General features: G+C 61.9%; 31 protein-coding genes, 2 tRNA genes and 3 pseudogenes. 29 read left to right on the top strand and 7 right to left on the bottom strand.

Annotated features, from left to right (window positions below; all coding sequences use genetic code 11):
• Positions 1 to 26: 26 nt before the first annotated feature.
• Together X760_RS45995 and X760_RS46000 are read left to right on the top strand one after the other, a co-directional pair.
• Positions 27 to 470: a BA14K family protein gene (locus X760_RS45995; RefSeq protein ID WP_245278519.1), complete on the top strand. Its 444-nt coding sequence runs from the start codon at positions 27 to 29 to the stop codon at positions 468 to 470.
• A 557-nt stretch (positions 471 to 1,027) separates the two neighbouring features.
• Positions 1,028 to 1,384, top strand: coding sequence for a hypothetical protein (locus X760_RS46000; RefSeq protein WP_023717507.1), 357 nt, complete (start codon positions 1,028 to 1,030; stop codon positions 1,382 to 1,384).
• Between the two features lie 40 nt (positions 1,385 to 1,424).
• Here X760_RS46000 and X760_RS46005 read toward each other — a convergent pair whose 3' ends face one another.
• Positions 1,425 to 2,354, bottom strand: coding sequence for an IclR family transcriptional regulator (locus tag X760_RS46005; protein WP_023717508.1), 930 nt, complete (start codon positions 2,352 to 2,354; stop codon positions 1,425 to 1,427).
• Positions 2,355 to 2,556: 202 nt separating this feature from the next.
• Here X760_RS46005 and gcl point away from each other — a divergent pair, with 202 nt between their 5' ends.
• From gcl to X760_RS46020, 3 genes and pseudogenes are all read left to right on the top strand, one after another.
• Complete coding sequence (gene gcl / locus X760_RS46010; protein ID WP_023717509.1) at positions 2,557 to 4,338, top strand: glyoxylate carboligase; 1,782 nt, start codon at positions 2,557 to 2,559, stop codon at positions 4,336 to 4,338.
• A gap of 23 nt (positions 4,339 to 4,361) precedes the next feature.
• Complete coding sequence (gene hyi / locus X760_RS46015) at positions 4,362 to 5,159, top strand: hydroxypyruvate isomerase (RefSeq protein ID WP_023717510.1); 798 nt, start codon at positions 4,362 to 4,364, stop codon at positions 5,157 to 5,159.
• A 226-nt stretch (positions 5,160 to 5,385) separates the two neighbouring features.
• Positions 5,386 to 6,347: pseudogene (locus tag X760_RS46020) on the top strand (NAD(P)-binding domain-containing protein).
• Positions 6,348 to 6,433: 86 nt separating this feature from the next.
• Here X760_RS46020 and X760_RS46025 read toward each other — a convergent pair.
• A complete protein-coding gene (locus X760_RS46025; protein ID WP_023717511.1) occupies positions 6,434 to 7,282 on the bottom strand; it encodes an RNA methyltransferase in 849 nt (282 codons plus the stop codon).
• 201 nt (positions 7,283 to 7,483) lie between these two features.
• Between X760_RS46025 and X760_RS46030 the strand changes: the two genes are divergently transcribed.
• Positions 7,484 to 7,568 (top strand) — tRNA-Tyr (locus X760_RS46030).
• Between the two features lie 67 nt (positions 7,569 to 7,635).
• Positions 7,636 to 7,709 (top strand) — tRNA-Gly (locus X760_RS46035).
• A gap of 178 nt (positions 7,710 to 7,887) precedes the next feature.
• Here X760_RS46035 and X760_RS46040 read toward each other — a convergent pair.
• On the bottom strand, positions 7,888 to 8,355 hold the full coding sequence (locus X760_RS46040; protein WP_023717512.1) for a YidB family protein: 468 nt from the start codon (positions 8,353 to 8,355) through the stop codon (positions 7,888 to 7,890).
• A gap of 159 nt (positions 8,356 to 8,514) precedes the next feature.
• Here X760_RS46040 and X760_RS46045 point away from each other — a divergent pair, with 159 nt between their 5' ends.
• Entirely contained in the window at positions 8,515 to 8,772 is a 258-nt protein-coding gene (locus X760_RS46045; RefSeq protein WP_023717513.1) for a GlsB/YeaQ/YmgE family stress response membrane protein, read from the top strand.
• A gap of 45 nt (positions 8,773 to 8,817) precedes the next feature.
• Here the strand turns inward: X760_RS46045 and X760_RS46050 are convergent, their stop codons facing one another.
• From X760_RS46050 to X760_RS46065, 4 genes are all read right to left on the bottom strand, one after another.
• Positions 8,818 to 9,441, bottom strand: a complete 624-nt coding sequence (locus X760_RS46050; RefSeq protein WP_023717514.1) for an N-acetylmuramoyl-L-alanine amidase — start codon at positions 9,439 to 9,441, stop codon at positions 8,818 to 8,820.
• A gap of 141 nt (positions 9,442 to 9,582) precedes the next feature.
• Positions 9,583 to 10,032 (bottom strand): GFA family protein, encoded by a 450-nt coding sequence (locus X760_RS46055; protein WP_023717515.1) that lies wholly within the window; start codon positions 10,030 to 10,032, stop codon positions 9,583 to 9,585.
• A 19-nt stretch (positions 10,033 to 10,051) separates the two neighbouring features.
• Positions 10,052 to 10,939, bottom strand: coding sequence for a DMT family transporter (locus tag X760_RS46060; protein WP_023717516.1), 888 nt, complete (start codon positions 10,937 to 10,939; stop codon positions 10,052 to 10,054).
• An 88-nt stretch (positions 10,940 to 11,027) separates the two neighbouring features.
• Positions 11,028 to 12,236, bottom strand: coding sequence for a glycosyltransferase family 87 protein (locus tag X760_RS46065; RefSeq protein WP_051409608.1), 1,209 nt, complete (start codon positions 12,234 to 12,236; stop codon positions 11,028 to 11,030).
• Positions 12,237 to 12,527: 291 nt separating this feature from the next.
• Here X760_RS46065 and tuf point away from each other — a divergent pair.
• The 21 genes and pseudogenes from tuf to rplR all read left to right on the top strand — a co-directional run.
• Positions 12,528 to 13,447 (top strand): annotated as a pseudogene (gene tuf, locus X760_RS0137140) (elongation factor Tu); the annotation flags it as partial.
• Between the two features lie 6 nt (positions 13,448 to 13,453).
• Positions 13,454 to 13,897: pseudogene (locus X760_RS0137145) on the top strand (hypothetical protein); the annotation flags it as partial.
• Positions 13,866 to 13,946, top strand: a complete 81-nt coding sequence (locus tag X760_RS78795; protein ID WP_023717518.1) for an elongation factor Tu — start codon at positions 13,866 to 13,868, stop codon at positions 13,944 to 13,946. The pseudogene X760_RS0137145 and the gene X760_RS78795, both read left to right, overlap by 32 nt.
• A gap of 63 nt (positions 13,947 to 14,009) precedes the next feature.
• A complete protein-coding gene (rpsJ, locus tag X760_RS46070; protein WP_006205468.1) occupies positions 14,010 to 14,318 on the top strand; it encodes a 30S ribosomal protein S10 in 309 nt (102 codons plus the stop codon).
• Between the two features lie 96 nt (positions 14,319 to 14,414).
• On the top strand, positions 14,415 to 15,143 hold the full coding sequence (rplC, locus tag X760_RS46075; protein WP_023717519.1) for a 50S ribosomal protein L3: 729 nt from the start codon (positions 14,415 to 14,417) through the stop codon (positions 15,141 to 15,143).
• The gene (gene rplD / locus X760_RS46080) at positions 15,143 to 15,763 is read left to right on the top strand and encodes a 50S ribosomal protein L4 (protein ID WP_023675140.1); all 621 of its coding nucleotides are present in this window, start codon (positions 15,143 to 15,145) and stop codon (positions 15,761 to 15,763) included. Before rplC ends, rplD begins: the two co-directional genes overlap by 1 nt.
• Positions 15,760 to 16,053, top strand: coding sequence for a 50S ribosomal protein L23 (locus X760_RS46085; RefSeq protein WP_006205465.1), 294 nt, complete (start codon positions 15,760 to 15,762; stop codon positions 16,051 to 16,053). Before rplD ends, X760_RS46085 begins: the two co-directional genes overlap by 4 nt.
• Before the next feature lie 22 nt (positions 16,054 to 16,075).
• The gene (gene rplB, locus X760_RS46090; RefSeq protein WP_023675138.1) at positions 16,076 to 16,909 is read left to right on the top strand and encodes a 50S ribosomal protein L2; all 834 of its coding nucleotides are present in this window, start codon (positions 16,076 to 16,078) and stop codon (positions 16,907 to 16,909) included.
• A 16-nt stretch (positions 16,910 to 16,925) separates the two neighbouring features.
• Positions 16,926 to 17,204, top strand: a complete 279-nt coding sequence (gene rpsS / locus X760_RS46095; RefSeq protein ID WP_006205463.1) for a 30S ribosomal protein S19 — start codon at positions 16,926 to 16,928, stop codon at positions 17,202 to 17,204.
• A gap of 2 nt (positions 17,205 to 17,206) precedes the next feature.
• Positions 17,207 to 17,596, top strand: a complete 390-nt coding sequence (rplV, locus tag X760_RS46100) for a 50S ribosomal protein L22 (RefSeq protein ID WP_006205462.1) — start codon at positions 17,207 to 17,209, stop codon at positions 17,594 to 17,596.
• The gene (gene rpsC, locus X760_RS46105; RefSeq protein WP_023675137.1) at positions 17,596 to 18,321 is read left to right on the top strand and encodes a 30S ribosomal protein S3; all 726 of its coding nucleotides are present in this window, start codon (positions 17,596 to 17,598) and stop codon (positions 18,319 to 18,321) included. Before rplV ends, rpsC begins: the two co-directional genes overlap by 1 nt.
• A 27-nt stretch (positions 18,322 to 18,348) precedes the next feature.
• Positions 18,349 to 18,762 carry a 50S ribosomal protein L16 gene (rplP, locus tag X760_RS46110; protein WP_006205460.1) on the top strand — a complete coding sequence of 138 codons (414 nt, stop codon included), beginning with the start codon at positions 18,349 to 18,351 and terminating at the stop codon, positions 18,760 to 18,762.
• Positions 18,763 to 18,775: 13 nt separating this feature from the next.
• On the top strand, positions 18,776 to 18,976 hold the full coding sequence (rpmC, locus tag X760_RS46115) for a 50S ribosomal protein L29 (RefSeq protein WP_006205459.1): 201 nt from the start codon (positions 18,776 to 18,778) through the stop codon (positions 18,974 to 18,976).
• Between the two features lie 11 nt (positions 18,977 to 18,987).
• A complete protein-coding gene (gene rpsQ, locus X760_RS46120; protein WP_023675136.1) occupies positions 18,988 to 19,227 on the top strand; it encodes a 30S ribosomal protein S17 in 240 nt (79 codons plus the stop codon).
• Positions 19,228 to 19,309: 82 nt separating this feature from the next.
• Positions 19,310 to 19,678, top strand: a complete 369-nt coding sequence (gene rplN / locus X760_RS46125; RefSeq protein ID WP_006205457.1) for a 50S ribosomal protein L14 — start codon at positions 19,310 to 19,312, stop codon at positions 19,676 to 19,678.
• A gap of 12 nt (positions 19,679 to 19,690) precedes the next feature.
• Entirely contained in the window at positions 19,691 to 20,005 is a 315-nt protein-coding gene (rplX, locus tag X760_RS46130; RefSeq protein ID WP_023717520.1) for a 50S ribosomal protein L24, read from the top strand.
• On the top strand, positions 19,998 to 20,576 hold the full coding sequence (gene rplE, locus X760_RS46135) for a 50S ribosomal protein L5 (RefSeq protein ID WP_023717521.1): 579 nt from the start codon (positions 19,998 to 20,000) through the stop codon (positions 20,574 to 20,576). Before rplX ends, rplE begins: the two co-directional genes overlap by 8 nt.
• Before the next feature lie 27 nt (positions 20,577 to 20,603).
• Positions 20,604 to 20,909: a 30S ribosomal protein S14 gene (gene rpsN, locus X760_RS46140; protein ID WP_023675134.1), complete on the top strand. Its 306-nt coding sequence runs from the start codon at positions 20,604 to 20,606 to the stop codon at positions 20,907 to 20,909.
• Positions 20,910 to 20,921: 12 nt separating this feature from the next.
• Positions 20,922 to 21,320, top strand: a complete 399-nt coding sequence (gene rpsH / locus X760_RS46145) for a 30S ribosomal protein S8 (RefSeq protein ID WP_006205453.1) — start codon at positions 20,922 to 20,924, stop codon at positions 21,318 to 21,320.
• A 90-nt stretch (positions 21,321 to 21,410) separates the two neighbouring features.
• Positions 21,411 to 21,944: a 50S ribosomal protein L6 gene (rplF, locus tag X760_RS46150; RefSeq protein ID WP_023675133.1), complete on the top strand. Its 534-nt coding sequence runs from the start codon at positions 21,411 to 21,413 to the stop codon at positions 21,942 to 21,944.
• A gap of 85 nt (positions 21,945 to 22,029) precedes the next feature.
• Positions 22,030 to 22,389 carry a 50S ribosomal protein L18 gene (gene rplR, locus X760_RS46155; protein ID WP_023675132.1) on the top strand — a complete coding sequence of 120 codons (360 nt, stop codon included), beginning with the start codon at positions 22,030 to 22,032 and terminating at the stop codon, positions 22,387 to 22,389.
• The last annotated feature ends 143 nt before the right edge of the window (positions 22,390 to 22,532 follow it).

Genomic DNA, 22,532 nt, shown 5'->3' on the forward strand with positions numbered 1-22,532 from the left:
GGTGAACTGTCGACCGGCGACTGTTCGTGGTCGCGGCCGACGCATCAGGCCGGGCGATTTCTCCCTTCGAGAAAAAATCCAAAAAGATCTTCGAACCTTTTTCCTTGTTGCGACGACTGACGGTCAAGAGGCGGTGGGTCGCCTCTCACAACAAGGAGATCGTCATGTTCAAACGCACCATCGTTTCCGGCCTCGTCGCCACCACCGTCGCCGCCGCCATGCTGGTTGGTACGGTTCAGCCTTCGGCCGCCCATCACAAGCACTACAACAAGCACCTCGGCATCGGCATTGCTGCAGGTGTCGGCGGCTTCCTGCTCGGCAGCGCGCTCGCCCAGCCGCGCACCGTCTATATCGAGGAAGACGGCGGCTCCTGGCATGTCCGGCGCTGCCTCAATCGCTACCAGAGCTACGACCCGTACTCGGACACCTATGTCGGGTACGACGGTTATCGCCATCGCTGCCACCTTTGAGAGCCACTACCGCCCGTTTTGAGAGGAGGTGACCGTTTCAGGCAACCGGAAGAAGGGGCATCCCACCGCCCCTTTTTCTGTATGTCTGAGTTCCTATTCGAATGGTCGACTGCCAATGTCGGCATAGCTCATCATTTTTGAATTGGGCGCCGTCGACGAAACTGCCAATCTCCCCCCTTGCGGGGGAGATGCCCGGCAGGGCAGAGGGGGGTGCTGCCCCGCACTACTTGCCAGGCAATCGGAGCCTCCCCCTCAAGACGTTCGGAATGGGCTAAATCGAAAATTTGCGATCCTTCGCACCCCCCTCTGTCCTGCCGGACATCTCCCCCGCAAGGGGGGAGATTGGCAGCTTCAATTTCACCGCNCCCCCTCTGTCCTGCCGGACATCTCCCCCGCAAGGGGGGAGATTGGATTGCCGCACGGCTTTCGCCAATCGCCAACACTGAAAACTGCCTTATCCCGCCGTTCGGCTCTTGCCGATGTACAGGGGTTTCCCAGCAGCCTAATCTACAAGCCGAACAGCAATCTACTGCCGAGCCGAAACAGGGAGAGGGCGCTTGGGCGAGCACGATCCGAACGAAGAGCCGATCGAGACGATTTTCCGCAACGGCACAATCACCACCGTCGGCATCCTGCTGGCGTTCTCGCTGGGCTTCATCACGCATTGGGCCGCCAACCCGATACCATGGGAAATCTATCACCTGGCCGCCGTCGTGCCGATTTTGATCGGCATTGCCCTGCAGATACGAGCGCTGCGGTTGCTGCTCGACATAACGTGTCTACAACGGCGCGTTTATGAACGCGCCAATCGCATCTTCATTGCCGGCCTCATCTTCACCGCCTGCGGAGTTGGGCTGGCGATGCTGCTTGATTTCTACGACCTATCGACCAAGAGCGCGGTGCCCGGGGCCTAGCTCTGGCCATCCTGGCAGATGTCGCACCATTCGGCGCTGGTCAGCGCTGCCATGCGCTCGGTTCGCTGCCAAAGCCGGGAGGTGTCGGCAGGCCGCCGATCATCCTCGTCACCTCCGCAGCTGCATCGCGCACCAACGGGCCGATCTCGGCCAGCCGTTCCGGCGTGACCCGCACCGTCGGCCCGGAGACTGAAACGCCGCCAATCGGCTCGCCGAACTCGTTGAAGATGGCGGCGGCAACGCAGCGCATGCCCGGATGCCGCTCCTCGTCGTCTACTGACCAGCCGCGCAGCTTGATCGTCACCAGGTCGCGGGCGAGAGCCGAGATGTCGGACAGCGTGTTTTCAGTGAAGCGCTCCAGCCCGGCCCGGCGCAGGATAGTGGCGACGCGCTCCGGCTCGAGATGCGCCAGCACCNCAGTGAAGCGCTCCAGCCCGGCCCGGCGCAGGATAGTGGCGACGCGCTCCGGCTCGAGATGCGCCAGCACCGCCTTGCCGATGCCCGAGGCGTGGAAAGAACTGCGCGTGCCCGGCCGGAAGAAGGCGCGGATCGCCTGGTGCGTCTCGACCTGGCTGACGAAGACGACGCAATCGTCCTCGGCGACACCGAGATTGGCGGTCTCGCCGGTCTTCTCCATCAATTCCTGCATGACGATGCGGGCGCGATCGACCAGCTTGCGGCGGCGCAGGAACGCCGCGCCCATGCGATAGGTCTCGACGCCGATCGACCACAGCTGGTCGGTGCCGTCGAACTCGACCATGCCATGGTTCTCCAGCGTCGTCAGCATGCGGTAGGCGGTGGATGCCGGCAGACTGGAGCTGGCGGCGATCTCGCTCAGCGACAGGCCACTGCCGTCGGCCACGATTGCCAGGATGCGAAGCGCCCGGTCCAGCGACTGCACCGAAGCGGCCTCGGACGGTCCGTTGAAGGCGCGCGGCCGGCCGCGCTGGCGTTTTTCGGTGGTTTCCATGGATCCATTCTTCCCCTGTTCGCCCAAGCAAGCAATGAAAAAGTTTTTCATCGATTTGCGAAGCGAATTCATGGAAAACAGAAAGGCCAATCAATTCAATTCACAAGAGCCGCTCTCTAGAAATGAAAAAATATTCTGAAAAAATTGAAAAATAGTCGGCGCACTGGCATCATCGGCCATCAACAATTCCGTGGAGGCTGACATGGCCAAGATGCGCGCAGTCGACGCAGCGGTTCTCGTCCTCGAAAAAGAAGGCATTTCCTGTGCCTTCGGCGTGCCGGGTGCTGCGATCAACCCGCTTTATTCGGCGCTGAAGGCGAGGGGCAGTATCCGCCACATCCTTGCGCGGCACGTCGAGGCGGCTTCGCATATGGCCGAAGGATTTACCCGCGCCAGATCGGGCAATATCGGTCTGTGCATCGGCACTTCGGGTCCCGCCGGCACCGACATGATCACCGGCCTCTATTCGGCCGCTGCCGATTCCATCCCGATCCTCTGCATCACCGGGCAGGCGCCGCGGGCTCGCCTCAACAAAGAGGATTTCCAGGCTGTCGACATCGCCGCCATCGCCGCGCCCGTCGCCAAATGGGCTGTTACCGTCATGGAACCCTATTTGGTGCCGATGGCGTTGCAGAAGGCGTTCCATCTGATGCGCTCGTCGCGGCCGGGGCCGGTTCTCGTTGATCTGCCGGTCGATGTGCAACTGGCTGAGATCGAGTTCGACATCGATGCTTATGAGCCGCTGGTGCCGTTCAAGCCGGCAATGTCGCGCGCTCAGGCGGAGAAGGCCCTGAAAATGCTCAATGCGGCCGACAAGCCGCTGATCGTCGCCGGTGGCGGCATCATCAACGCCGATGCGTCGGACCTGTTGATCGAATTCGCCGAAGTCACCGGCGTGCCTGTCATTCCGACGCTGATGGGCTGGGGCGCGATCCCCGACGACCACCGCCTGATGGCTGGCATGTGCGGGCTGCAGACCTCGCACCGCTACGGCAATGCGACGATGCTCGAAGCCGATTTCGTATTAGGCATCGGCAACCGCTGGGCCAACCGCCACACCGGTTCGGTCGACGTCTACACCAAGGGCAAGAAATTCATCCACGTCGATATCGAACCGACGCAGATCGGCCGCGTCTTCGCGCCGGACCTTGGCGTCGTCTCGGACGCCGGTGCGGCGCTTAAAATGCTGCTCGACGTCGCCACCGAATGGAGGACGGCCGGGAAATTGCGCGACTGGTCGGGCTGGGCCGGCGAATGCCGGCAGCGCAAGAAGACGATGAAGCGCAAGACGCATTTCGACCAGGTGCCGCTGAAGCCGCAGCGCATCTACGAGGAGATGAACAAGGCGTTCGGCCGCGACACCACCTACGTCACCACGATCGGCCTGTCGCAGATCGCCGGGGCGCAGTTCCTGCATGTCTACAAGCCGCGCAACTGGATCAATTGCGGCCAGGCCGGGCCGCTCGGCTGGACATTGCCGGCGGCGCTCGGCGTTCGCGCCGCCGATCCGGACCGTACCATTGTCGCACTTTCCGGCGATTATGATTTCCAGTTCATGATCGAGGAACTGGCAGCCGGCGCGCAGCACAGACTGCCCTACATCCATGTCGTCGTGAACAATGCCTATCTCGGCCTGATCCGCCAGGCGCAGCGCGGGTTTTCGATGGATTTCGAAGTCAGCCTGGCCTTCGAGAACGTCAATCGACAGGGCGATGCCGAAGCTGGCTACGGCGTCGACCACGTCGCTGTCGCCGAGGCGATGGGCTGCAAGGCCGTCAGGGTGCGCAAGCCGGAGGAATTCGCCGGTGCCTTCGATGAGGCGCAGCGCCTGATGAACGAGCACCAGGTTCCGGTTGTGCTCGAATTCATCCTCGAGCGCGTCACCAACGTTTCGATGGGCACCGAAATCGACAAGATCACCGAGTTCGAGGAGCTTGCCGAGCATCACGAAGACGCGCCGACGGCGATCGTCATGCTCGACTAGCTGTTTTATGAGGAATTACTGCCATGCCACGGTTTTCAGCCAATCTTTCGATGCTCTTTGGCGAGCACGACTTCCTCGACCGCTTCGATGCCGCCGCCCGAGCGGGCTTTAGGGGTGTCGAGTATATCGGTCCCTATGACCATGCGCCGGATGTCGTTGCGGCAAGGTTGAAGCAGAACGGGTTGACGCAGGTCCTGTTCAACCTGCCTGCCGGTGACTGGGCCAAGGGCGAGCGCGGCATCGCGATCCTGCCGGACCGCATCCCGGAGTTCCGGCAAGGCATTGCCAAGGTCGTCACCTACGCGCACGCGCTGGGTTGCGAGCAGGTCAATTGCCTCGCCGGCATCGCGCCGCAGGGCGTCGATCGCTCCGTGCTGGAAGACGTCTTCGCCGAAAATCTGGCTTTCGCGGCGGAAAAGCTGGAGCAGGCCGGCATCCGGCTGCTGATCGAGCCGATCAACACCCGCGATATCCCGGGCTTCTTCCTGAATTACTCGGACCAGGCGCTGGCGCTGATCGACCGCGTCGGCTCGAAGAACCTGTTCCTGCAATACGACATCTATCACATGCAGATGATGGAGGGGGATCTCGCCCGTACCATCGAGGCAAACCTCAACCGCATCGCGCATATCCAGCTTGCGGACAATCCTGGCCGTCATGAGCCGGGGACGGGCGAGATCAATTTTCCTTTTTTATACAAGCACATCGACAGGATCGGGTACCCCGGCTGGGTCGGGGCGGAGTACAAGCCGAAGGGCGGAACGGAAGCCGGGCTCGGGTGGTTTCGGGACGGGGCCGGGCAGGGGAGTGCGGCGGCATAGACGCTACGTATCGCACGTCGCGTTCCTGCGCGCCCCCTCTGGCCTGCCGGCCATCTCCCCCACAAGGAGGGAGATTGGATGTCACCGCCGCTTTCGCCAATTTTCGAGGTCGGGAAAGTTTAACGGCCGGAGCGCGAACTGCCGATCTCCCCACTCGTGGGGAGATGGCCGGCAGGCCAGAGGGGGGCGCGCAGGAACGCCGCCTTAACAAGAAACGGAGAAAGACATGGAAACCATCGGCTTCATCGGACTCGGCATTATGGGCGCGCCGATGGCGGGGCATCTGCTCAATGCTGGCTATCACCTCGTCGCCAGCGACCACCGCTCGAAACCGCCGGCGGATCTGGTCACCAGGGGATTAAAGACCATCACCGGCCATGACGCTGTCGCCCGTGCCGCCGACATTGTCATCACCATGGTTCCCGACACACCGCAGGTCGCCGACGTGCTGTTCGGCCAAAACGGCGTCGCATCCGGCCTGAAAAGAGGCAAGCTGGTCATCGACATGAGCTCGATCTCGCCGATCGAGACCAAGGCCTTTGCAAGAAAGGTCAACGATCTCGGCTGCGACTATCTCGATGCGCCGGTGTCGGGCGGCGAGGTCGGCGCCAAAGCGGCATCGCTGACCATCATGGTCGGCGGCGAGGAAACAGCCTTCGAACGCGCCAGGCCCATCTTCGAGAGGATGGGCAAGAACATCACTTTGGTCGGGCCCAACGGCGTCGGCCAGACCACCAAGGTCGCCAATCAGATCGTCGTCGCGCTGACCATCGAGGCCGTCGCCGAAGCGCTTGTCTTTGCTTCAAAAGCCGGCGCCGACCCGGCCAAGGTCAGGCAAGCGCTGATGGGCGGGCTGGCCGCCTCGCGCATNTTGCTTCAAAAGCCGGCGCCGACCCGGCCAAGGTCAGGCAAGCGCTGATGGGCGGGCTGGCCGCCTCGCGCATCCTGGAAGTGCACGGCGAGCGCATGATCAAGCGCACCTTCGCACCCGGCTTCCGCATCGAACTCCACCAGAAGGATCTCAATCTCGCGCTGGAAGGCGCGAAAGCCCTCGGCGTGGCGCTGCCCAACACCTCAACGACGCAGCAATTGTTCAATTCCTGCGCCGCTAATGGCGGGGCCAAGGAGGATCACTCGGCGCTTGTTCGAGCGCTGGAGCGGATGGCGGGATGTGAAGTAGGGAAGTAGGGAATAGGAGAGAATAAGGGAGTAGAGACGTGCAGTTAGCGAATACCGTGAATATGCTTTCCCCTACTCCCTTATTCCCCTATTCCCTAACCTAGAAACTTCCTCGCCGCATAAAGCGCCACCGCCGCCGCATTCGACACGTTGAGCGAGCGGATGGCGCCGGGCATGTCGAGCCGGGCCAGCGTCGTCACCGTCTCGCGCGTCTTCTGGCGCAGGCCCTTGCCTTCGGCGCCGAGCACCAGCGCTATTCTGTCGCCGGAAAAACTCTTTTCAAGCTCCGCCGGTCCATCCGAATCGAGACCGATGGTCTGGAATCCGGCATCGTGCAGCTGGCCGAGCGCATCGGCGAGGTTCTTTACCTCGATTTGGTCGATATGCTCGAGCGCGCCGGAGGCCGACTTCGCCAGCACGCCGGATTCCTGCGGGCTGTGGCGCGCCGTGGTGATCAGTGCGCCGGCACCGAAGGCCACCGCCGAGCGCAGGATCGCGCCGACATTGTGCGGATCGGTGATCTGGTCGAGCACCAGCACCAACCTGGTGTCGCCGAGCGCATCGAGGCGTTTCGGTTTCAGCGGCTCGGCCTCGATCAGCACGCCCTGGTGCACGGCATCCGAGCCGGTGACCTTGTCGATGTCCCTGGGTTCGACCAACTCCGCCTTGAAGGGCAAAGCGCCGAGATCGGCGATTGCCAGCCGCTCGGCAGCGTTGCGCGTCACCAGCATTTTCTTGATCTTGCGGCGCGGATTGTCGAGTGCGGCCCGCACCGTGTGCAGCCCGTAAAGCCGCACCAGCCCGTCCGCCGCGTTCTCCCCGGGCGGCACCGGCTGGCGTGGCCTGAACGCCGGCGCGCCGCCGCTCTTCTCGTCGCGATGCGCGCGGCGCAGCTTGGCGTAGTGGGTATCTTTCGGGGTCTTCGATTTGTTATCGTTGCTCATGGCGGCCTCTATAGCCGTGTCGTCCGGCGATGGATACAGCTGCACAAGGTGCTTGTCAGGCGAGGTGCGAAATTCAGCGCTTTTTGCCGGGCTGTTGTGGTTGACAGTTTTGGGCGCTGCCGCCATAAGGCGCTTCGCGGAAGGGCTGCTTTGGCGGCCGCGACGCGTCGATGCCTCGTTGCATGGCTCCGGCGGCAGACTGGAGAGGTGCCCGAGTGGTTAAAGGGGACGGACTGTAAATCCGTTGGCTATGCCTACGTTGGTTCAAATCCAACCCTCTCCACCACTGCCGGCCCGGAAGCCCTGAAACGCAGAGCGAGCGTCGGAGCGTATCCGATGCTTGACTGAAAGGCGCGGGTATAGCTCAGTGGTAGAGCAGCAGCCTTCCAAGCTGAATATGCGGGTTCGATTCCCGCTACCCGCTCCAGATTTCCCGCAGCCGCGGCGTCCCTCGCGCACGATCCCGAAGCAGGCACCGCCAAGTGAAGCGCTTTGCCGATAATTCAAAGTGTTGGTTGCGCGTCCAGACGGACGCGCAACGACCTCAATCCGTTGTTTTATGCATGTCGTTGTACCAAACCGCAGGGGGTGTTGGGCGACATGCCTTAACTCGCGAATTTGCTGAATATGGACGCGAGCTGGTTCTGCTGCGGCACTTGCCCGTTCGGCGTCAGCTGGTCGACAAGCCCTGGCAAGGCTGCGGACAGTTGCTTGAGCAGGTCCTGCTGGTTCAGCCCCGTCCTTTGCGCGATCTCCTGAATGATTTGTGGCCCGAGAGCGCTGCCCAGATCGCTGGGGTTGATCGGCTGGTTCTGACCGGTACCGACCCACGAATTGGCGACGTTGCCGTGGCCGGCGTCCTTCAGTTTGTCGAGCAGGCCGCCCAGACCGCCGAGCAGGCCGCCATCGGCAGATGCTGTTGTATCAGGCGGGACGGGGGCAGGGCTTTGCGTTGCCTCCGGCTGGGCGGAACTTCCACCGCTCAGCATTTTTCCCACCAAAAGTGCGCCGAGCGCGATCATCAGCGGCTTGGCGACGTTGCCGCCGGGAACGGCATTGTCAAACAGTCCCATTGTGGATCTCCATGTCAAATTGCCCGTCCGTCTCCGACAATGACGCATCCATGGCGAATTTCAAGCCGGTTTGAGCTTTCCGTAATCATGATTTTCAAGTTGGCTTGAGCTTTGCTTAATAATGTGGAAGTAATCGAGCGCGGGGAACGGAGAGGAAAAATGTCAATATTAAGCTGGATTATTCTCGGCGTCATCGCCGGCTTCATAGGCAGCAAGATCGTCAATAAAAGCGGGCAAGGCCTTGTGCTCGACATCGTGCTCGGGATTGTCGGGGCCATCGTCGGAGGGCTCATCTTCAGCGCGTTTGGCGCGTCGGGCGTTACCGGGCTCAACATCTATAGCCTGATCGTAGCCGTGGTCGGTGCCGTGGTTGTCCTCTGGGCCTATCATCAGTTCAGCGGCAAGAGGGCTCTATAGAAGCCGTCCGGCAGTTGCGTCGGCATTCGGGTGAATGCCGACCGCCTATCTGATCCTTCTGAGGATTTCGCGGATCAGCGTGTTGAGGCCGGCTTCCAGCCCTCTCACCATGATCGGCCATAGTTCCTCCAGCAATCGCTGCCATACGGCATCCCGCCCAATCCTCACCGGCAGATTTGGCATCGAGCTCATTGCCGCCGTCACGTCGCGGCGCAGCCGCTCGCCGCAGCCGCTTGCGCCGCTGATCGTCGGATCGAAAGGCAGCCGGGTGAAATCCCATTTTCCGCGTTGCTCGATGCCGAGATTGCTTTCGACCTCGGCGTGCGAGAGCACCGTTTTGGGCGTGACCTTGATGCGGTAATATTTGCAGAGTTCGGCGACAACCGCGGTCATCGCGTCCCACTGCGCCCTGGTCATCGGATAGCGGCCGGCATCGAACGGCCTTTCCTCCGCCCCGGCCATGCAACAGAGCGAAACCCCGATCGAGCCGCCGTTGCAGTTGAGCGTGTGCGCGGCATATCCCGGTTTTACCCGGCCGGAATTGAGCGCGATCGAAGGCCGGCCCCTGACCAGACGGCCATTCCCCTCGACCAGTATGTGATATGCATCCTTCTCGGTATCGCCGGCCGAATGCGAGCCCGCCGTCCAATGGCAAATGACGCGCCTCATCGCAACATTGGGCAACCACTCGGGCGGTAATGCCACAGAAATCCCCGCGACATAGGTTCGGTGACGGAGCACAGTATAGTTTCTTTGGCGACGGACGCGAAAACGAAACGATAATTTGGTTGAGCGTTTTCTAACGGTCAGCTATTCGTCGGCATCTCCAGCGACCACGTGTTCTTCATATTGCGGCAGGTCGTCGGTGATCGTGAACCACTTCGCCTTGGAGCCGACAAAGATGTGCTGCGTCGGGCGGATGGTCGGCTCGTCGACCAGGGTTCCCATGGCGACATGCACGAAGGCACCGCCGCGGACCACCGAATAGAGCAACGAGCCGCAAGTCTTGCAGTGCGCGTTATGGCCGGTTTCGTCGCCGAAGATCATGAGATTGTCCTCGCCCCTGGTCAGGCTCAGCCTGTCGCGTTCGATGCCGGCGAATGGCTTGAACGCCGAACCGGTGGTGCGCCGGCAGTTCGAGCAGTGGCAGTTCGCGGCATAGATGAACGCGTCCGCCACCGCATACTGAACGGCGCCGCACAGGCACTTTCCGGTGAGCGTGCGGTTGCTTGCATTCTGGTTGCTTTCCGGGCTTGCCATGCGCTTCTCCACTTCCGCTCTAGGCGACGACAGTCAACCGGCGCTTGCGCTCGTCGAGCGAGACGATTGTCAACCCGCTGGCCACCACCAGCAGGATACCGCAGATGGCCAGCGCATTCGGGAGTTGCCGGAATACCACCAGGCCCGAAATCACCGCCCAGACGGTGAAGCAATAGTAGAACGGCGCCACCACGCTGGTCGGCCCGACCCGATAGGCCATGAAGATGAAGAAGTGGCCGAAGATCAGGAACAGTCCGGCCCCCGCCATCAGCAGCAGGTGATGGGTTTCAGGCACGACCCACTGCTCGGAAAGCAGATGCGCGACGCCGGCGCCGGCGAGCACCACGACCACCGCGGAAATGGCAACAACCATCCCCGGCACCTCGGCGGCGACCTTGCGTCCCGCCAGATCGCGTGCCGCGGACAGAGCGGCATTGCCCAGCGCCAGCAGGGCGTAGACCGAAATCCCCTGCATCGTCGGTTGTGCCACCATCACCGCGCCGATAAAGCCAAGGCCGATCAGCGCCAGCCGCACCCCGCCGATCCGTTCGCCAAACAGGATCGAGGAGCCGACCAGCATCAGCAAGGGTGTGATCTGCCCAAGCGCGGTCGAATCGGCGATCTGCATGTTGGCGAGCGCCACCACGTAGCAAAGGATAGCACCCAGTTCGAGCAGGTTCCTGCGCAACACCTTCGCGTCGAGGATCAGCGGGATCTGCTTGCCATAGCCCAGCATGAACAGCAGCGGAATGCCCCACAATGTTGCCGCAGCGCCGCGCAGGAACAGCACCTCATAGGGCGGCAGTCCCGCGGTTGCGAGCTTCATCATCGTGTCGTTCACGATGTAGGACCCGGTCGAAACGACCATGAACAGCGGGCCTCGGATGGCAGTCGGGATGAAATGCATGGGCCGACGAAATCAGACCGGCGCAGCAGCGGCAATGGGCCAGCGGCAAGCGAACGGATTTCCAGCGGCAAGCGAACGGATTATGGCTTCAATTCACGTTGAGCGCTCCAGCCCGCGAAGCCAAGCGTGTCGGAAAAGCCTGCCATGCGCGGCCGACCACCAGGCCTGACACAAGCAGCGCCGAGAGAAAGGCGGTGGCCAGGTGGTCCGAGGGGCCCGAGACGAGCAGAATTCCGGCAGCGATCACGACAGCGCTTTCTTTCGCCGAAAATCCTGATTTTCCTAGAAACGCCAGCGGGATGGCAAGAGCCACGAAATCATAGATGAACGCGTAAGGCGAAGCGAGAATCGTCACGGTTGCGAGCGCTGCTGCCTTGACGTCGAACGCCACTTTTTGACGCCATATCCAGACAATGCCGGCGCTCAGAACTGCGATGAGCAGGCCCTGCGCGGTCCATGCGAGCGTCCAATTCCACCCAAGCGCGCGGACAAAACCGTAGAGGCTTTGAAGCTTGGAGAAGTCAGCCCTACCATCGACGAGAATGGTGCCGTTGACCTTGGCGGCGGCATCGAAGAAATCGGACCAAATCTCGGCGCCGAAGAGGCCGATGGAAAGCATGATCATGACGGTGGTGGAAACAGCGGCCCAACCGATCACTCGCCAAAAGCCTCCGGCGATGAGCGCAAGCGGGATCATCAGACCGAATTGCGGCTTATAGGTGAGCAGGCCGAAGCAGAGGCCGGCCAGCGCGGGGCGTTTTTCGATCGAGGCGATGGCTGCGCCAAGCAACGCAGCGGTAATGAAGCCGTTTTGGCCGACCACGGTATTCCAAAGCACGGGGGGCCAGGCCATGGCTGCCAGAATCGCAACGCGTGTGTTCCCGATCAGCCGTATGGCGGCGGCGTAGAGCGTTATCCCGGTCGCCATCCATGCAACCAATGCAGCCGGATAGGATAGCAACGCCAGTGCGGCGGTCACGATCAGGAAAGTCGGAGGATACTGCCATGAAAAATAGCCGTCGAAGGTAGCACCGCTTTCAGCGGTCGCGATGCTCTTGTGCAGGTCCCAATTATAGGCATCGGCGGCATGGCCTTGCAGGACAAGCTTGCCAGCCCCCCAGAATGCGATGAAGTCGGTCGCCAGCGGCCGCCCGTTTTCGTCGAACAGCCAGCTGCCGATCAATATCGAAATGCCAAGCACGCCGATGTAAGTGCAGATCAAGCCGCATATGGCCAGATAGATCAGACGTTGCAGGTTCTGCCCTGTCGCGATGGTGGCAATCCGCATGATGCTCATTTACCCGCAAGTGCCCAGGCGCCATTCTGCTCCAGTGTCATTAAGCCAGTCTCATTAAGGGAGTGTCATTAAGGGTTTGTGGCGCCTCCGGCCTTGGGTCGTGCCCATCTTACATTTCCGTCTTGCCATTCCCATATCGGCCACATCCCCTAAATCGGATCATGGGTTCGAACCGAGTGAGCCGCGCTCAGCCACAAGGCACTTGTGTTTTTCGGCCTTAGTCGCTAATCGCCCCGCATTCGACTGAACTGAAGGTCCAGGCCGTCCTTAGGCCGTCCAAGGAAAGAGACTATGGCAAAAGGTAAATTCGAGCGCACTAAGCCTCATGTGAACATTGGCACGATTGGTCACGTCGACCACGGCAAGACGTCGCTGACGGCGGCGATCACCAAGTATTTTGGCGAATACAAGCGCTACGACCAGATCGATGCGGCGCCGGAAGAGAAGGCGCGCGGCATCACCATTTCGACGGCACACGTCGAATACGAGACGGCTGCCCGCCACTATGCCCATGTCGACTGCCCCGGCCACGCCGATTATGTGAAGAACATGATCACCGGTGCCGCGCAGATGGACGGCGCGATCCTGGTCGTGTCGGCCGCCGACGGCCCGATGCCGCAGACCCGCGAGCACATCCTTTTGGCCCGCCAGGTCGGCGTGCCGTCGATCGTGGTGTTCTTGAACAAGGTCGACCAGGTCGACGACGCCGAGCTGCTCGAGCTGGTCGAGCTNAAGAACGAGTTCCCCGGCGACGACATTCCGATCGTCAAGGGTTCGGCGCTTGCCGCACTTGAAGATTCTGACAAGAAGATCGGCGAGGACGCGATCCGCGAATTGATGGCGGCGGTCGATGCCTACATCCCGACGCCGGTTCGTCCGCTCGACAAGCCGTTCCTGATGCCGATCGAGGACGTGTTCTCGATTTCGGGCCGCGGCACGGTGGTGACCGGCCGCGTCGAGCGCGGCGTCGTCAAGGTCGGCGAGGAGCTGGAGATCATCGGCATCCGTCCGACCACCAAGACGACCTGCACGGGCGTCGAGATGTTCCGCAAGCTGCTCGACCAGGGCCAGGCCGGCGACAACATCGGCGCGCTGTTGCGCGGTGTCGACCGTGAAGGCGTCGAGCGCGGCCAGGTTCTGGCCAAGCCCGGCACCGTCAAGCCGCACAAGAAGTTCGTCGCCGAAGCCTACATCCTGACCAAGGACGAGGGNCCTGCACGGGCGTCGAGATGTTCCGCAAGCTGCTCGACCAGGGCCAGGCCGGCGACAACATCGGCGCGCTGCTGCGCGGTGTCGACCGTGAAGGCGTCGAGCGCGGCCAGGTTCTGGCCAAGCCCGGCACCGTCAAGCCGCACAAGAAGTTCGTCGCCGAAGCCTACATCCTGACCAAGGACGAGGGGGGCCGTCACACGCCGTTCTTCACCAACTACCGTCCGCAGTTCTATTTCCGCACGACGGATGTGACCGGCATCGTGTCGCTGCCGGAAGGCACCGAAATGGTGATGCCGGGCGATAACATCACCGTCGATGTCGAGCTGATCGTGCCGATCGCCATGGAAGAGAAGCTGCGCTTCGCCATCCGTGAAGGCGGCCGCACCGTCGGTGCNCGAGCTGATCGTGCCGATCGCCATGGAAGAGAAGCTGCGCTTCGCCATCCGTGAAGGCGGCCGCACCGTCGGTGCCGGCATCGTCGTCACCATCAAAGAGTAATTTGGACTTAAACCGATCTGTCGCGGGCGCTGCCCGCGCCGCGCCAGAACAAGGAAGTGACGCATGAACGGACAGAATATCCGCATCCGCCTGAAGGCGTTTGATCACCGGGTGCTCGACGCCTCGACACGGGAAATCGTGTCGACCGCCAAGCGCACCGGCGCCAACGTCCGCGGCCCCATTCCGCTGCCGACGCGGATCGAAAAGTTCACGGTCAACCGGTCGCCTCACGTCGACAAGAAGAGCCGCGAGCAGTTCGAGATGCGCACGCACAAGCGTCTGCTCGACATCGTCGACCCGACCCCGCAGACGGTCGATGCTTTGATGAAGCTCGATCTGGCCGCCGGTGTCGACGTCGAGATCAAGCTCTAAGGAACCAGAGGTCAGCGGGGCGACCCGGAACTCTGAAGGAACAAGAGGCGTGGAGGGGCGACAGCCCCGACAGGGAACTCTAAAGGAATTGAACCGATGCGTTCAGGTGTGATTGCAAAGAAGGTGGGAATGACCCGCATCTACAACGATGCCGGGGAACATGTTCCCGTCACTGTTCTCCAGATGGAGAACTGCCAGGTCGTGGCGCAGCGCACGCAGGAGAAGAACGGCTATACCGCCGTCCAGCTCGGCGTTGGCCTTGCCAAGGTGAAGAACACGTCGAAGGCGATGCGCGGCCATTTCGCGACCGCTTCCGTCGAGCCCAAGGCCAAGGTTGCCGAGTTCCGCGTCTCCGCCGACAACATGATCGATGTCGGCGCCGAAATCACCGTCGAGCATTTCGTCGTCGGCCAGAAGGTCGATGTGACGGGAACCACGATCGGCAAGGGTTTCCAGGGCGTCATCAAGCGGCACCACATGGGTGGCGGCCGCGCGACGCACGGCAACTCGGTGTCGCACCGTACGCACGGCTCGACCGGCCAGCGCCAGGATCCGGGCAAGGTGTTCAAGGGCAAGCATATGGCCGGCCACATGGGTGACACCCGCGTCACCACGCAGAATGTCGAGGTCGTCTCGACCGACGCCGATCGCGGCCTGATCCTGATCCGCGGTGCGGTCCCGGGTTCGAAGGGTGCATGGATCCTGGTCCGCGACGCGGCCAAGGTGGCGCTTCCGGCCAATGCGCCGAAGCCCGCCGCGATCCGCGCCGTTGCGACCGATGGTGCCGCCAAGAACGAGGCCCCGGCCACAGAGGGAGCGGAATAATGGACCTCAAGATTACAACGCTTGGCGGCAAGGACGCCGGCAAGCTGAAGCTCTCCGAAGAGATATTCGGCCTTGATCCGCGCGAGGACATCCTGCAGCGCGTCGTGCGCTGGCAGCTTGCCAAGAAGCAGCAGGGCACCCACAAGGCCAAGGGCCGCGCTGAAATCGCCCGCACAGGCGCCAAGATGTACAAGCAGAAGGGTACCGGCCGCGCCCGTCACCATTCGGCTCGCGCTCCGCAGTTCCGCGGCGGTGGCAAGGCCCACGGCCCGGTCGTGCGCAGCCACGAGCACGATCTGCCGAAGAAGGTGCGTGCGCTCGGTCTCAAGCATGCGCTTTCGGCCAAGGCCAAGAGTGCGTCGATCATCATCATCGACGAGCTGAAGCTGACCGAGGCCAAGACCAAGGCACTGATTGCGAATTTCGCGACGCTGGGCCTGAGCAACGCCCTGGTGATCGGCGGCGCCGAGCTTGACAAGAATTTCAAGCTGGCGGCGACCAACATCCCGAACATCGACGTGCTGCCCATCCAGGGCATCAACGTCTACGACATTCTGCGCCGCGGCACGCTGGTCCTTTCCAAGGCCGCCGTCGAGGCTCTCGAGGAGCGCTTCAAATGACCGACCTTCGTCATTACGATGTGATCGTCTCGCCGGCGATCACCGAAAAGTCGACCATGGCTTCCGAGCAGAACCAGGTCGTCTTCAACGTCGCCAAGAAGGCGTCGAAGCCGGAAATCAAGGCCGCCGTCGAAGCGCTGTTCGGCGTCAAGGTGATGGCCGTGAACACGCTTGTCCGCAAGGGCAAGATCAAGCGCTTCCGCGGCACGATCGGCCGCCAGAGCGACGTCAAGAAGGCGGTTGTGACGCTGGCCGACGGCCAGTCGATCGACGTCGCGACGGGTCTCTGAGCAAGGTCGCGAGGACAGAACAATGGCACTGAAAAAATTCAACCCGGTAACGCCGAGCACCCGTCAGCTGGTCATCGTCGACCGCTCGGGCCTCTACAAGGGCAAGCCCGTCAAGGGTCTGACCGAAGGCCTGACCAAATCGGGCGGCCGCAACAATTACGGCCGCATCACGGCACGCTTCATCGGCGGCGGTCACAAGCGCACCTACCGCATCATCGACTTCAAGCGCCGCAAGTTCGACGTCGTCGGCACGGTCGAGCGTATCGAATACGATCCGAACCGCACCGCCTTCATCGCGCTGATCAAGTATGACGATGGTGAGCTGTCCTACATCATCGCCCCGCAGCGTCTGGCTCCCGGCGACAAGATCGTGGCCGGTGAATCGGTCGACGTGAAGCCGGGCAACGCGATGCCGCTGGCCTCGATGCCGGTCGGCACGATCGTCCACAATATCGAGCTGAAGCCTGGCAAGGGCGCTCAGGTCGCCCGCTCGGCGGGCGGTTATGGCCAGCTTGTCGGCCGCGACCAGGGCATGGCGATCCTGCGCCTCAACTCGGGCGAGCAGCGTGTCGTCCACGGCTCCTGCATGGCCACTGTCGGTGCCGTGTCCAACCCGGACCACGGCAACATCAATGACGGCAAGGCAGGCCGCACCGTGTGGCGCGGCAAGCGTCCGCACAATCGCGGCGTGACCATGAACCCGGTCGACCATCCACATGGCGGCGGCGAAGGCCGCACCTCGGGTGGCCGCCATCCGGTTTCGCCCTGGGGCAAGCCGACCAAGGGCAAGAAGACGCGGTCCAACAAGGCGACCGACAAGTTCATCCTGCGCTCGCGCCATCAGCGCAAGAGCTAAGAAGAGGTAACGCCAAGTGACTCGTTCGATTTGGAAAGGCCCCTTCATCGACGGCTACCTTCTGAAGAAGGTGGACAAGGTTCGTGAAGGTGGTCGCAATGAGGTGATCAAGATGTGGAGCCGCCGCTCCACCATCCTGCCGCAGTTCGTCGGCTTCACCTTCGGTGTCTACAACGGCCAGAAGCACGTTCCCGTCTCGGTGAACGAGGACATGGTCGGTCACAAGTTCGGTGAATTCGCTCCGACCCGGACCTATTACGGTCACGGCGCGGATAAGAAGGCGAAGAGGAAATAATCATGGGCAAGGCCAAAGCTCCGCGCAGGCTTGCTGACAACGAAGCGCGCGCCGTGTTGCGCACGATCCGTATCAGCCCGCAGAAGCTGAACCTGGTTGCCGCGCTGATCCGCGGCAAGAAGGTCGCGACAGCGCTTTCCGACCTCGAATTCTCGGCCAAGCGGATTTCCGGCACGGTCAAGAAGACGCTGGAATCGGCGATCGCCAACGCGGAAAACAACCACGACCTCGACGTCGATGCGCTGATCGTGGCGGAAGCCTATGTCGGCAAGTCGATCGTCATGAAGCGGTTCCATGCCCGTGGCCGTGGTCGCGCCAGCCGTATCGAGAAGCCGTTCTCGCACCTCACGATCGTCGTTCGTGAAGTCGAAGAAAAAGGGGAGGCCGCATAATGGGCCAGAAAGTCAATCCGATCGGTCTGCGTCTCGGCATCAACCGCACCTGGGATTCGCGCTGGTTCGCGAATACAGGCGAGTACGGCAAGCTGCTGCACGAGGACATCAAGATCCGCAAATATCTTGAGAAGGAACTCAAGCAGGCTGCGATCTCGAAGGTCGTGATCGAGCGTCCGCACAAGAAGTGCCGCGTCACCATCCATGCGGCGCGTCCGGGCCTGATCATCGGCAAGAAGGGCGCCGACATCGAGAAGCTTCGCAAGAAGCTGATGGAGATGACCAAGTCCGAGACGCATCTGAACATCGTCGAAGTGCGCAAGCCGGAGATCGACGCGACCCTGGTCGCCCAGTCGATCGCCCAGCAGCTCGAGCGCCGCATCGCGTTCCGCCGCGCCATGAAGCGCGCCGTGCAGTCGGCGATGCGCCTCGGTGCCGAAGGCATCCGCATCAACTGCGCCGGCCGTCTCGGCGGCGCCGAGATCGCGCGCATGGAATGGTACCGCGAGGGCCGCGTGCCGCTGCATACGCTGCGTGCCGACGTCGACTACGGCACGGCCGAAGCGAATACGGCCTACGGCATTTGCGGCGTCAAGGTCTGGGTGTTCAAGGGCGAGATCCTCGAGCACGACCCGATGGCTTCGGAGCGCCGCGCCACCGAGGGCGATCATGCGCATGGCGGTGGTGGTGAGCGCGAACGCGGTCGCCGTCGCGAAAACGCGTAAGACAGTTAGGAATTTGGAGTTAGAACGATGCTGCAGCCAAAGCGCACAAAGTTCCGTAAGCAGTTCAAAGGCCGCATCCACGGTACCGCCAAGGGCGGCACCAACCTGGATTTCGGTGGTTTCGGGCTGAAGGCGCTTGAGCCGAACCGCGTCACCGCGCGTGAGATCGAGGCGGCCCGCCGCGCGATCACCCGCGAGATGAAGCGCGCCGGCCGCGTGTGGATCCGTATCTTCCCGGACGTGCCGGTGACGTCGAAGCCGACCGAAGTCCGCATGGGCAAGGGCAAGGGCGCGGTCGATTACTGGGCGGCACGCGTCAAGCCAGGCCGCATCATGTTCGAGATCGACGGCGTCAACGAGGAAACCGCCCGTGAGGCGCTGCGTCTCGGCGCGGCCAAGCTCTCGGTCAGGACGCGCTTCGTACAGCGCATCGCAGAATAAGGACGGGCTGATCATGAAAGCCGAAGACATCCGGACCAAGACCCAGGACCAGCTGACCGACGACCTGGCCAGCCTGAAGAAGGAGCAGTTCAACCTGCGCTTCCAAAAGGCCACCGGCCAGCTTGAGAAGACCGCGCGCGTGAGGCAGGTCCGCAAGGACATTGCGCGTATCAAGACCATCGCTGCGGAAAAGTCCGCGGCCAAGAAGGCTTAAGGACGAAAACCATGCCAAAGCGCATTCTGCAGGGCACCGTCGTCAGCGACAAGAACGAGAAGACGGTTGTCGTCAAGGTCGAACGGCGCTTCACGCATCCCGTGATGAAGAAGACCGTGCGCATGACAAAGAAGTACAAGGCGCACGACGAGAACAACGCCCACAAGGTCGGCGATCAGGTGTTCATCCAGGAATCGAAGCCGATTTCCAAGGACAAGCGCTGGGTCGTGGTGTCTTCGGACCAGGCCTGATCAGGGCTAACGAAACGAATTTTGGACAGACCGGGGAGGGGTGAGAAACCCGTCCCGTTAGAAAAAAAGAAGGCGGCCAGTCATGATTCAGATGCAAACAAACCTCGACGTCGCGGATAATTCCGGCGCCCGTCGTGTCATGTGCATCAAGGTGCTGGGCGGCTCGAAGCGGAAATACGCTTCCGTGGGCGACATCATCGTGGTGTCGATCAAGGAAGCCATCCCGCGCGGCCGCGTCAAGAAGGGCGATGTGATGAAGGCGGTCGTGGTTCGCACGGCCAAGGACATCCGCCGCCCGGACGGCAGCGTGATCCGTTTCGACAAGAACGCAGCCGTTCTCGTCGACAACAAGAAAGAGCCGATCGGCACGCGTATCTTCGGACCGGTTCCGCGCGAACTCCGCGCCAAGAACCACATGAAGATCATCTCGCTCGCGCCTGAAGTGCTGTAAGGAGCCGGACCAATGCAAAAGATTAGAAAAGGCGACAAGGTCGTCGTGCTGGCCGGCAAGGACAAGGGCCGTTCGGGCGAAGTCCTCTCGGTGCAGCCGAAGGACGACACCGCGCTGGTGCGCGGCGTCAACCTGATCCGTCGTCACCAGAAGCAGTCCCAGTCCCAGGAGGGCGGGATCATCACCAAGGAAGCGCCGATCCAGCTGTCGAACATCGCGCTGGCCGACCCCAAGGATGGCAAGCCGACCCGCGTCGGCTTCACCTTCCAGAAGGACGGCAAGAAGGTGCGCGTCGCCAAGCGCTCGGGAGAAGTCATCAATGGCTAAGGCTCAAACCAAGCAGGCAACTGCCCAGAACACGCCCCGCCTCAAGCAGGTCTATAACGAGACCATCCGCAAGGCGCTGCAGGAGCAGTTCGGCTACGACAACGAGATGCAGGTTCCGCGCATCGACAAGATCGTGCTGAACATGGGCGTCGGCGAGGCGACCGGCGATTCGAAGAAGCCTTCGATCGCGGCGGAAGACCTTGCGATGATCGCCGGCCAGAAGGCCGTCGTCACCCGCGCCCGCAACTCGATCGCCGGCTTCAAGGTTCGCGAGAAGATGCCGATCGGCGCCAAGGTCACGCTGCGCAAGGAACGCATGTACGAGTTCCTCGACCGTCTCGTGAACATCGCGCTGCCGCGCGTCCGCGACTTCCGCGGACTCAACCCGAAGAGCTTCGATGGCCGTGGCAACTATGCCATGGGCATCAAGGAACACATCGTGTTTCCGGAGATCAACTACGACAAGGTTGATCAGATCTGGGGCATGGACGTCATCGTTTGTACGACTGCGAAGACGGACGACGAAGCCAGGGCATTGCTCAAGGCCTTCAACTTCCCCTTCCGCCAGTAACGGCAGCGAGAAAAGGAAAAATCTGAAATGGCAAAGACCAGCTCAGTCGAGAAGAACAACAGGCGCCGCAAGCTTGCGGACCAGTTCGCTGCCAAGCGCAAGGTGCTCAAGGCGATCATCATGGATCAGTCCAAGCCGATGGAAGAGCGCTTCCGCGCTCAGCTGAAGCTTTCGGCGCTGCCACGCAACTCGGCCAAGACCCGCATCCGCAACCGCTGCGAAGTCACCGGACGCCCGCGTGCCTATTATCGCAAGCTCAAAGTATCGCGTATCGCGCTTCGTGATCTCGGCAATAACGGCCAGATCCCGGGCCTGGTCAAGTCGAGCTGGTAAGGAGGACATAACATGTCATTGAGCGATCCTCTCGGCGATATGCTGACCCGCATCCGCAACGCGTATGGCCGTAAGAAGTCGAGCGTTTCGACGCCGGCCTCGCGCCTGCGTACCCGCGTCCTCGACGTGCTGAAGGCCGAAGGCTATATCCGCGACTACAGCCAGACCGACTTCGACAACGGCAAGTCCGAAATCGAGATCGAGCTGAAGTATTTCGACGGTGCGCCGGTGGTGCGCGAAATCGCCCGGGTCTCGAAGCCCGGCCGCCGCGTCTACGTTTCGGCCAAGTCGATACCGCACGTCGCCAACGGCCTCGGCATCGCCATCCTTTCGACGCCGAAGGGCGTGATGGCCGACCACGAAGCGCGCGAACAGAATGTCGGCGGGGAAATCCTCTGCCAGATCTTCTGATCTGGTATGTCACCCCAATTGGAAACCGGTTTTCGGGATCAAGTCCCGAAGGCCGAGACCTGAAACAAGAGAAGTGACGAGGACAACAAAATGTCTCGTATTGGAAAGAAACCCGTTTCGCTGCCGCAGGGCGTGACCGCGACCGTCAACGGCCAGACCGTGACGGCGAAGGGTCCGAAGGGCGAGCTGAAGTTCGTGGTGAACGACGAAGTGCTGGTCAAGATGGAAGGCAGCGAGATCGCTGTCCAGCCGCGCGACCAGACCAAGACCGCCCGCTCCAAATGGGGCATGTCGCGCACGCAGATCGTCAATATCCTGCAGGGCGTCAAGGACGGCTTCGAAAAGAAGCTCGAGATCACAGGCGTCGGCTATCGTGCCGCCATGCAGGGCAAGAACCTGCAGCTGGCGCTCGGCTTCAGCCACGACGTTGTCTACGAGACGCCGCAGGGCGTGACGATTTCGGTGCCGAAGCCGACGGAAATCACCGTGACCGGAATCGACAAGCAGCAGGTCGGCCAGGTTGCCGCCGAGATCCGCGAGTACCGCAGCCCCGAGCCCTACAAGGGCAAGGGCGTTCGCTATGCTGGCGAGAAGATCGTCCGCAAGGAAGGCAAGAAGAAGTAATTTTAACGCCGCGGGGAGCGGTCGCGGGAGGCTTGTCCTACCGCATATGGTTGCCCCCGTCTTTTGAAGGCAAGGAACTGATATCATGGGCTCGAAAGAATCCACCCAGCGCCGCGCTCAGCGCGTCCGCCGCCAGATCAAGAAGGTCGCTGGCGATCGTCCGCGCCTGTCGGTCCATCGCACGTCGAAGAACATCTACGTCCAGGTCATCGACGACGCCAAGGGCCACACCATCGCCGCTGCTTCGACGCTCGAGAAGGAGCTCAAGGGTTCGCTCAAGACCGGCGCCGACACCGCGGCCGCAGCTGCCATCGGCAAGCTGATCGCCGAGCGTGCCTCGAAGGCCGGCGTCAAGGAAGTCGTCTTCGACCGCGGCGCCTACATCTACCACGGCCGTGTCAAGGCGCTTGCCGAGGCTGCCCGTGAAGGTGGTCTGAGCTTCTAAAGCGTGATCCCGAACCGGAGGTCAGCGCAGCAAAAAGTTGCAGACTTTTCGGATAGGATCATGCGAAGGAAAAAAGAGTTTTCGCCCCCGGCGACCCACAGAGGCGCCGGATATCATCATCAACCGTGCTTCCGGAAAAAAAC

The sequence above is a fragment of the Mesorhizobium sp. LSHC420B00 genome, from assembly GCF_000503055.1.
In the GTDB taxonomy this organism is placed as follows: Bacteria; Pseudomonadota; Alphaproteobacteria; order Rhizobiales; family Rhizobiaceae; genus Mesorhizobium.

Coding starts and splice junctions, on each gene's coding strand:
- X760_RS46060 (WP_023717516.1), bottom strand. CDS start 10,939: ATGCATTTCATCCCGACTGCCATCCGAGGCCCGCTGTTCATGGTCGTT.
- rplF (WP_023675133.1), top strand. CDS start 21,411: ATGTCTCGTATTGGAAAGAAACCCGTTTCGCTGCCGCAGGGCGTGACC.
- X760_RS46065 (WP_051409608.1), bottom strand. CDS start 12,236: ATGAGCATCATGCGGATTGCCACCATCGCGACAGGGCAGAACCTGCAA.
- rplE (WP_023717521.1), top strand. CDS start 19,998: ATGGCTAAGGCTCAAACCAAGCAGGCAACTGCCCAGAACACGCCCCGC.
- rplV (WP_006205462.1), top strand. CDS start 17,207: ATGGGCAAGGCCAAAGCTCCGCGCAGGCTTGCTGACAACGAAGCGCGC.
- X760_RS46055 (WP_023717515.1), bottom strand. CDS start 10,032: ATGGCAAGCCCGGAAAGCAACCAGAATGCAAGCAACCGCACGCTCACC.
- rplX (WP_023717520.1), top strand. CDS start 19,691: ATGCAAAAGATTAGAAAAGGCGACAAGGTCGTCGTGCTGGCCGGCAAG.
- rplR (WP_023675132.1), top strand. CDS start 22,030: ATGGGCTCGAAAGAATCCACCCAGCGCCGCGCTCAGCGCGTCCGCCGC.
- hyi (WP_023717510.1), top strand. CDS start 4,362: ATGCCACGGTTTTCAGCCAATCTTTCGATGCTCTTTGGCGAGCACGAC.
- rpsJ (WP_006205468.1), top strand. CDS start 14,010: ATGAACGGACAGAATATCCGCATCCGCCTGAAGGCGTTTGATCACCGG.
- gcl (WP_023717509.1), top strand. CDS start 2,557: ATGGCCAAGATGCGCGCAGTCGACGCAGCGGTTCTCGTCCTCGAAAAA.
- X760_RS46040 (WP_023717512.1), bottom strand. CDS start 8,355: ATGGGACTGTTTGACAATGCCGTTCCCGGCGGCAACGTCGCCAAGCCG.
- rplN (WP_006205457.1), top strand. CDS start 19,310: ATGATTCAGATGCAAACAAACCTCGACGTCGCGGATAATTCCGGCGCC.
- X760_RS46025 (WP_023717511.1), bottom strand. CDS start 7,282: ATGAGCAACGATAACAAATCGAAGACCCCGAAAGATACCCACTACGCC.
- rplP (WP_006205460.1), top strand. CDS start 18,349: ATGCTGCAGCCAAAGCGCACAAAGTTCCGTAAGCAGTTCAAAGGCCGC.
- rpmC (WP_006205459.1), top strand. CDS start 18,776: ATGAAAGCCGAAGACATCCGGACCAAGACCCAGGACCAGCTGACCGAC.
- X760_RS46085 (WP_006205465.1), top strand. CDS start 15,760: ATGACCGACCTTCGTCATTACGATGTGATCGTCTCGCCGGCGATCACC.
- X760_RS46045 (WP_023717513.1), top strand. CDS start 8,515: ATGTCAATATTAAGCTGGATTATTCTCGGCGTCATCGCCGGCTTCATA.
- rpsC (WP_023675137.1), top strand. CDS start 17,596: ATGGGCCAGAAAGTCAATCCGATCGGTCTGCGTCTCGGCATCAACCGC.
- rplD (WP_023675140.1), top strand. CDS start 15,143: ATGGACCTCAAGATTACAACGCTTGGCGGCAAGGACGCCGGCAAGCTG.
- rpsH (WP_006205453.1), top strand. CDS start 20,922: ATGTCATTGAGCGATCCTCTCGGCGATATGCTGACCCGCATCCGCAAC.
- rplC (WP_023717519.1), top strand. CDS start 14,415: ATGCGTTCAGGTGTGATTGCAAAGAAGGTGGGAATGACCCGCATCTAC.
- X760_RS78795 (WP_023717518.1), top strand. CDS start 13,866: ATGGAAGAGAAGCTGCGCTTCGCCATCCGTGAAGGCGGCCGCACCGTC.
- rplB (WP_023675138.1), top strand. CDS start 16,076: ATGGCACTGAAAAAATTCAACCCGGTAACGCCGAGCACCCGTCAGCTG.
- X760_RS46050 (WP_023717514.1), bottom strand. CDS start 9,441: ATGAGGCGCGTCATTTGCCATTGGACGGCGGGCTCGCATTCGGCCGGC.
- rpsN (WP_023675134.1), top strand. CDS start 20,604: ATGGCAAAGACCAGCTCAGTCGAGAAGAACAACAGGCGCCGCAAGCTT.
- rpsQ (WP_023675136.1), top strand. CDS start 18,988: ATGCCAAAGCGCATTCTGCAGGGCACCGTCGTCAGCGACAAGAACGAG.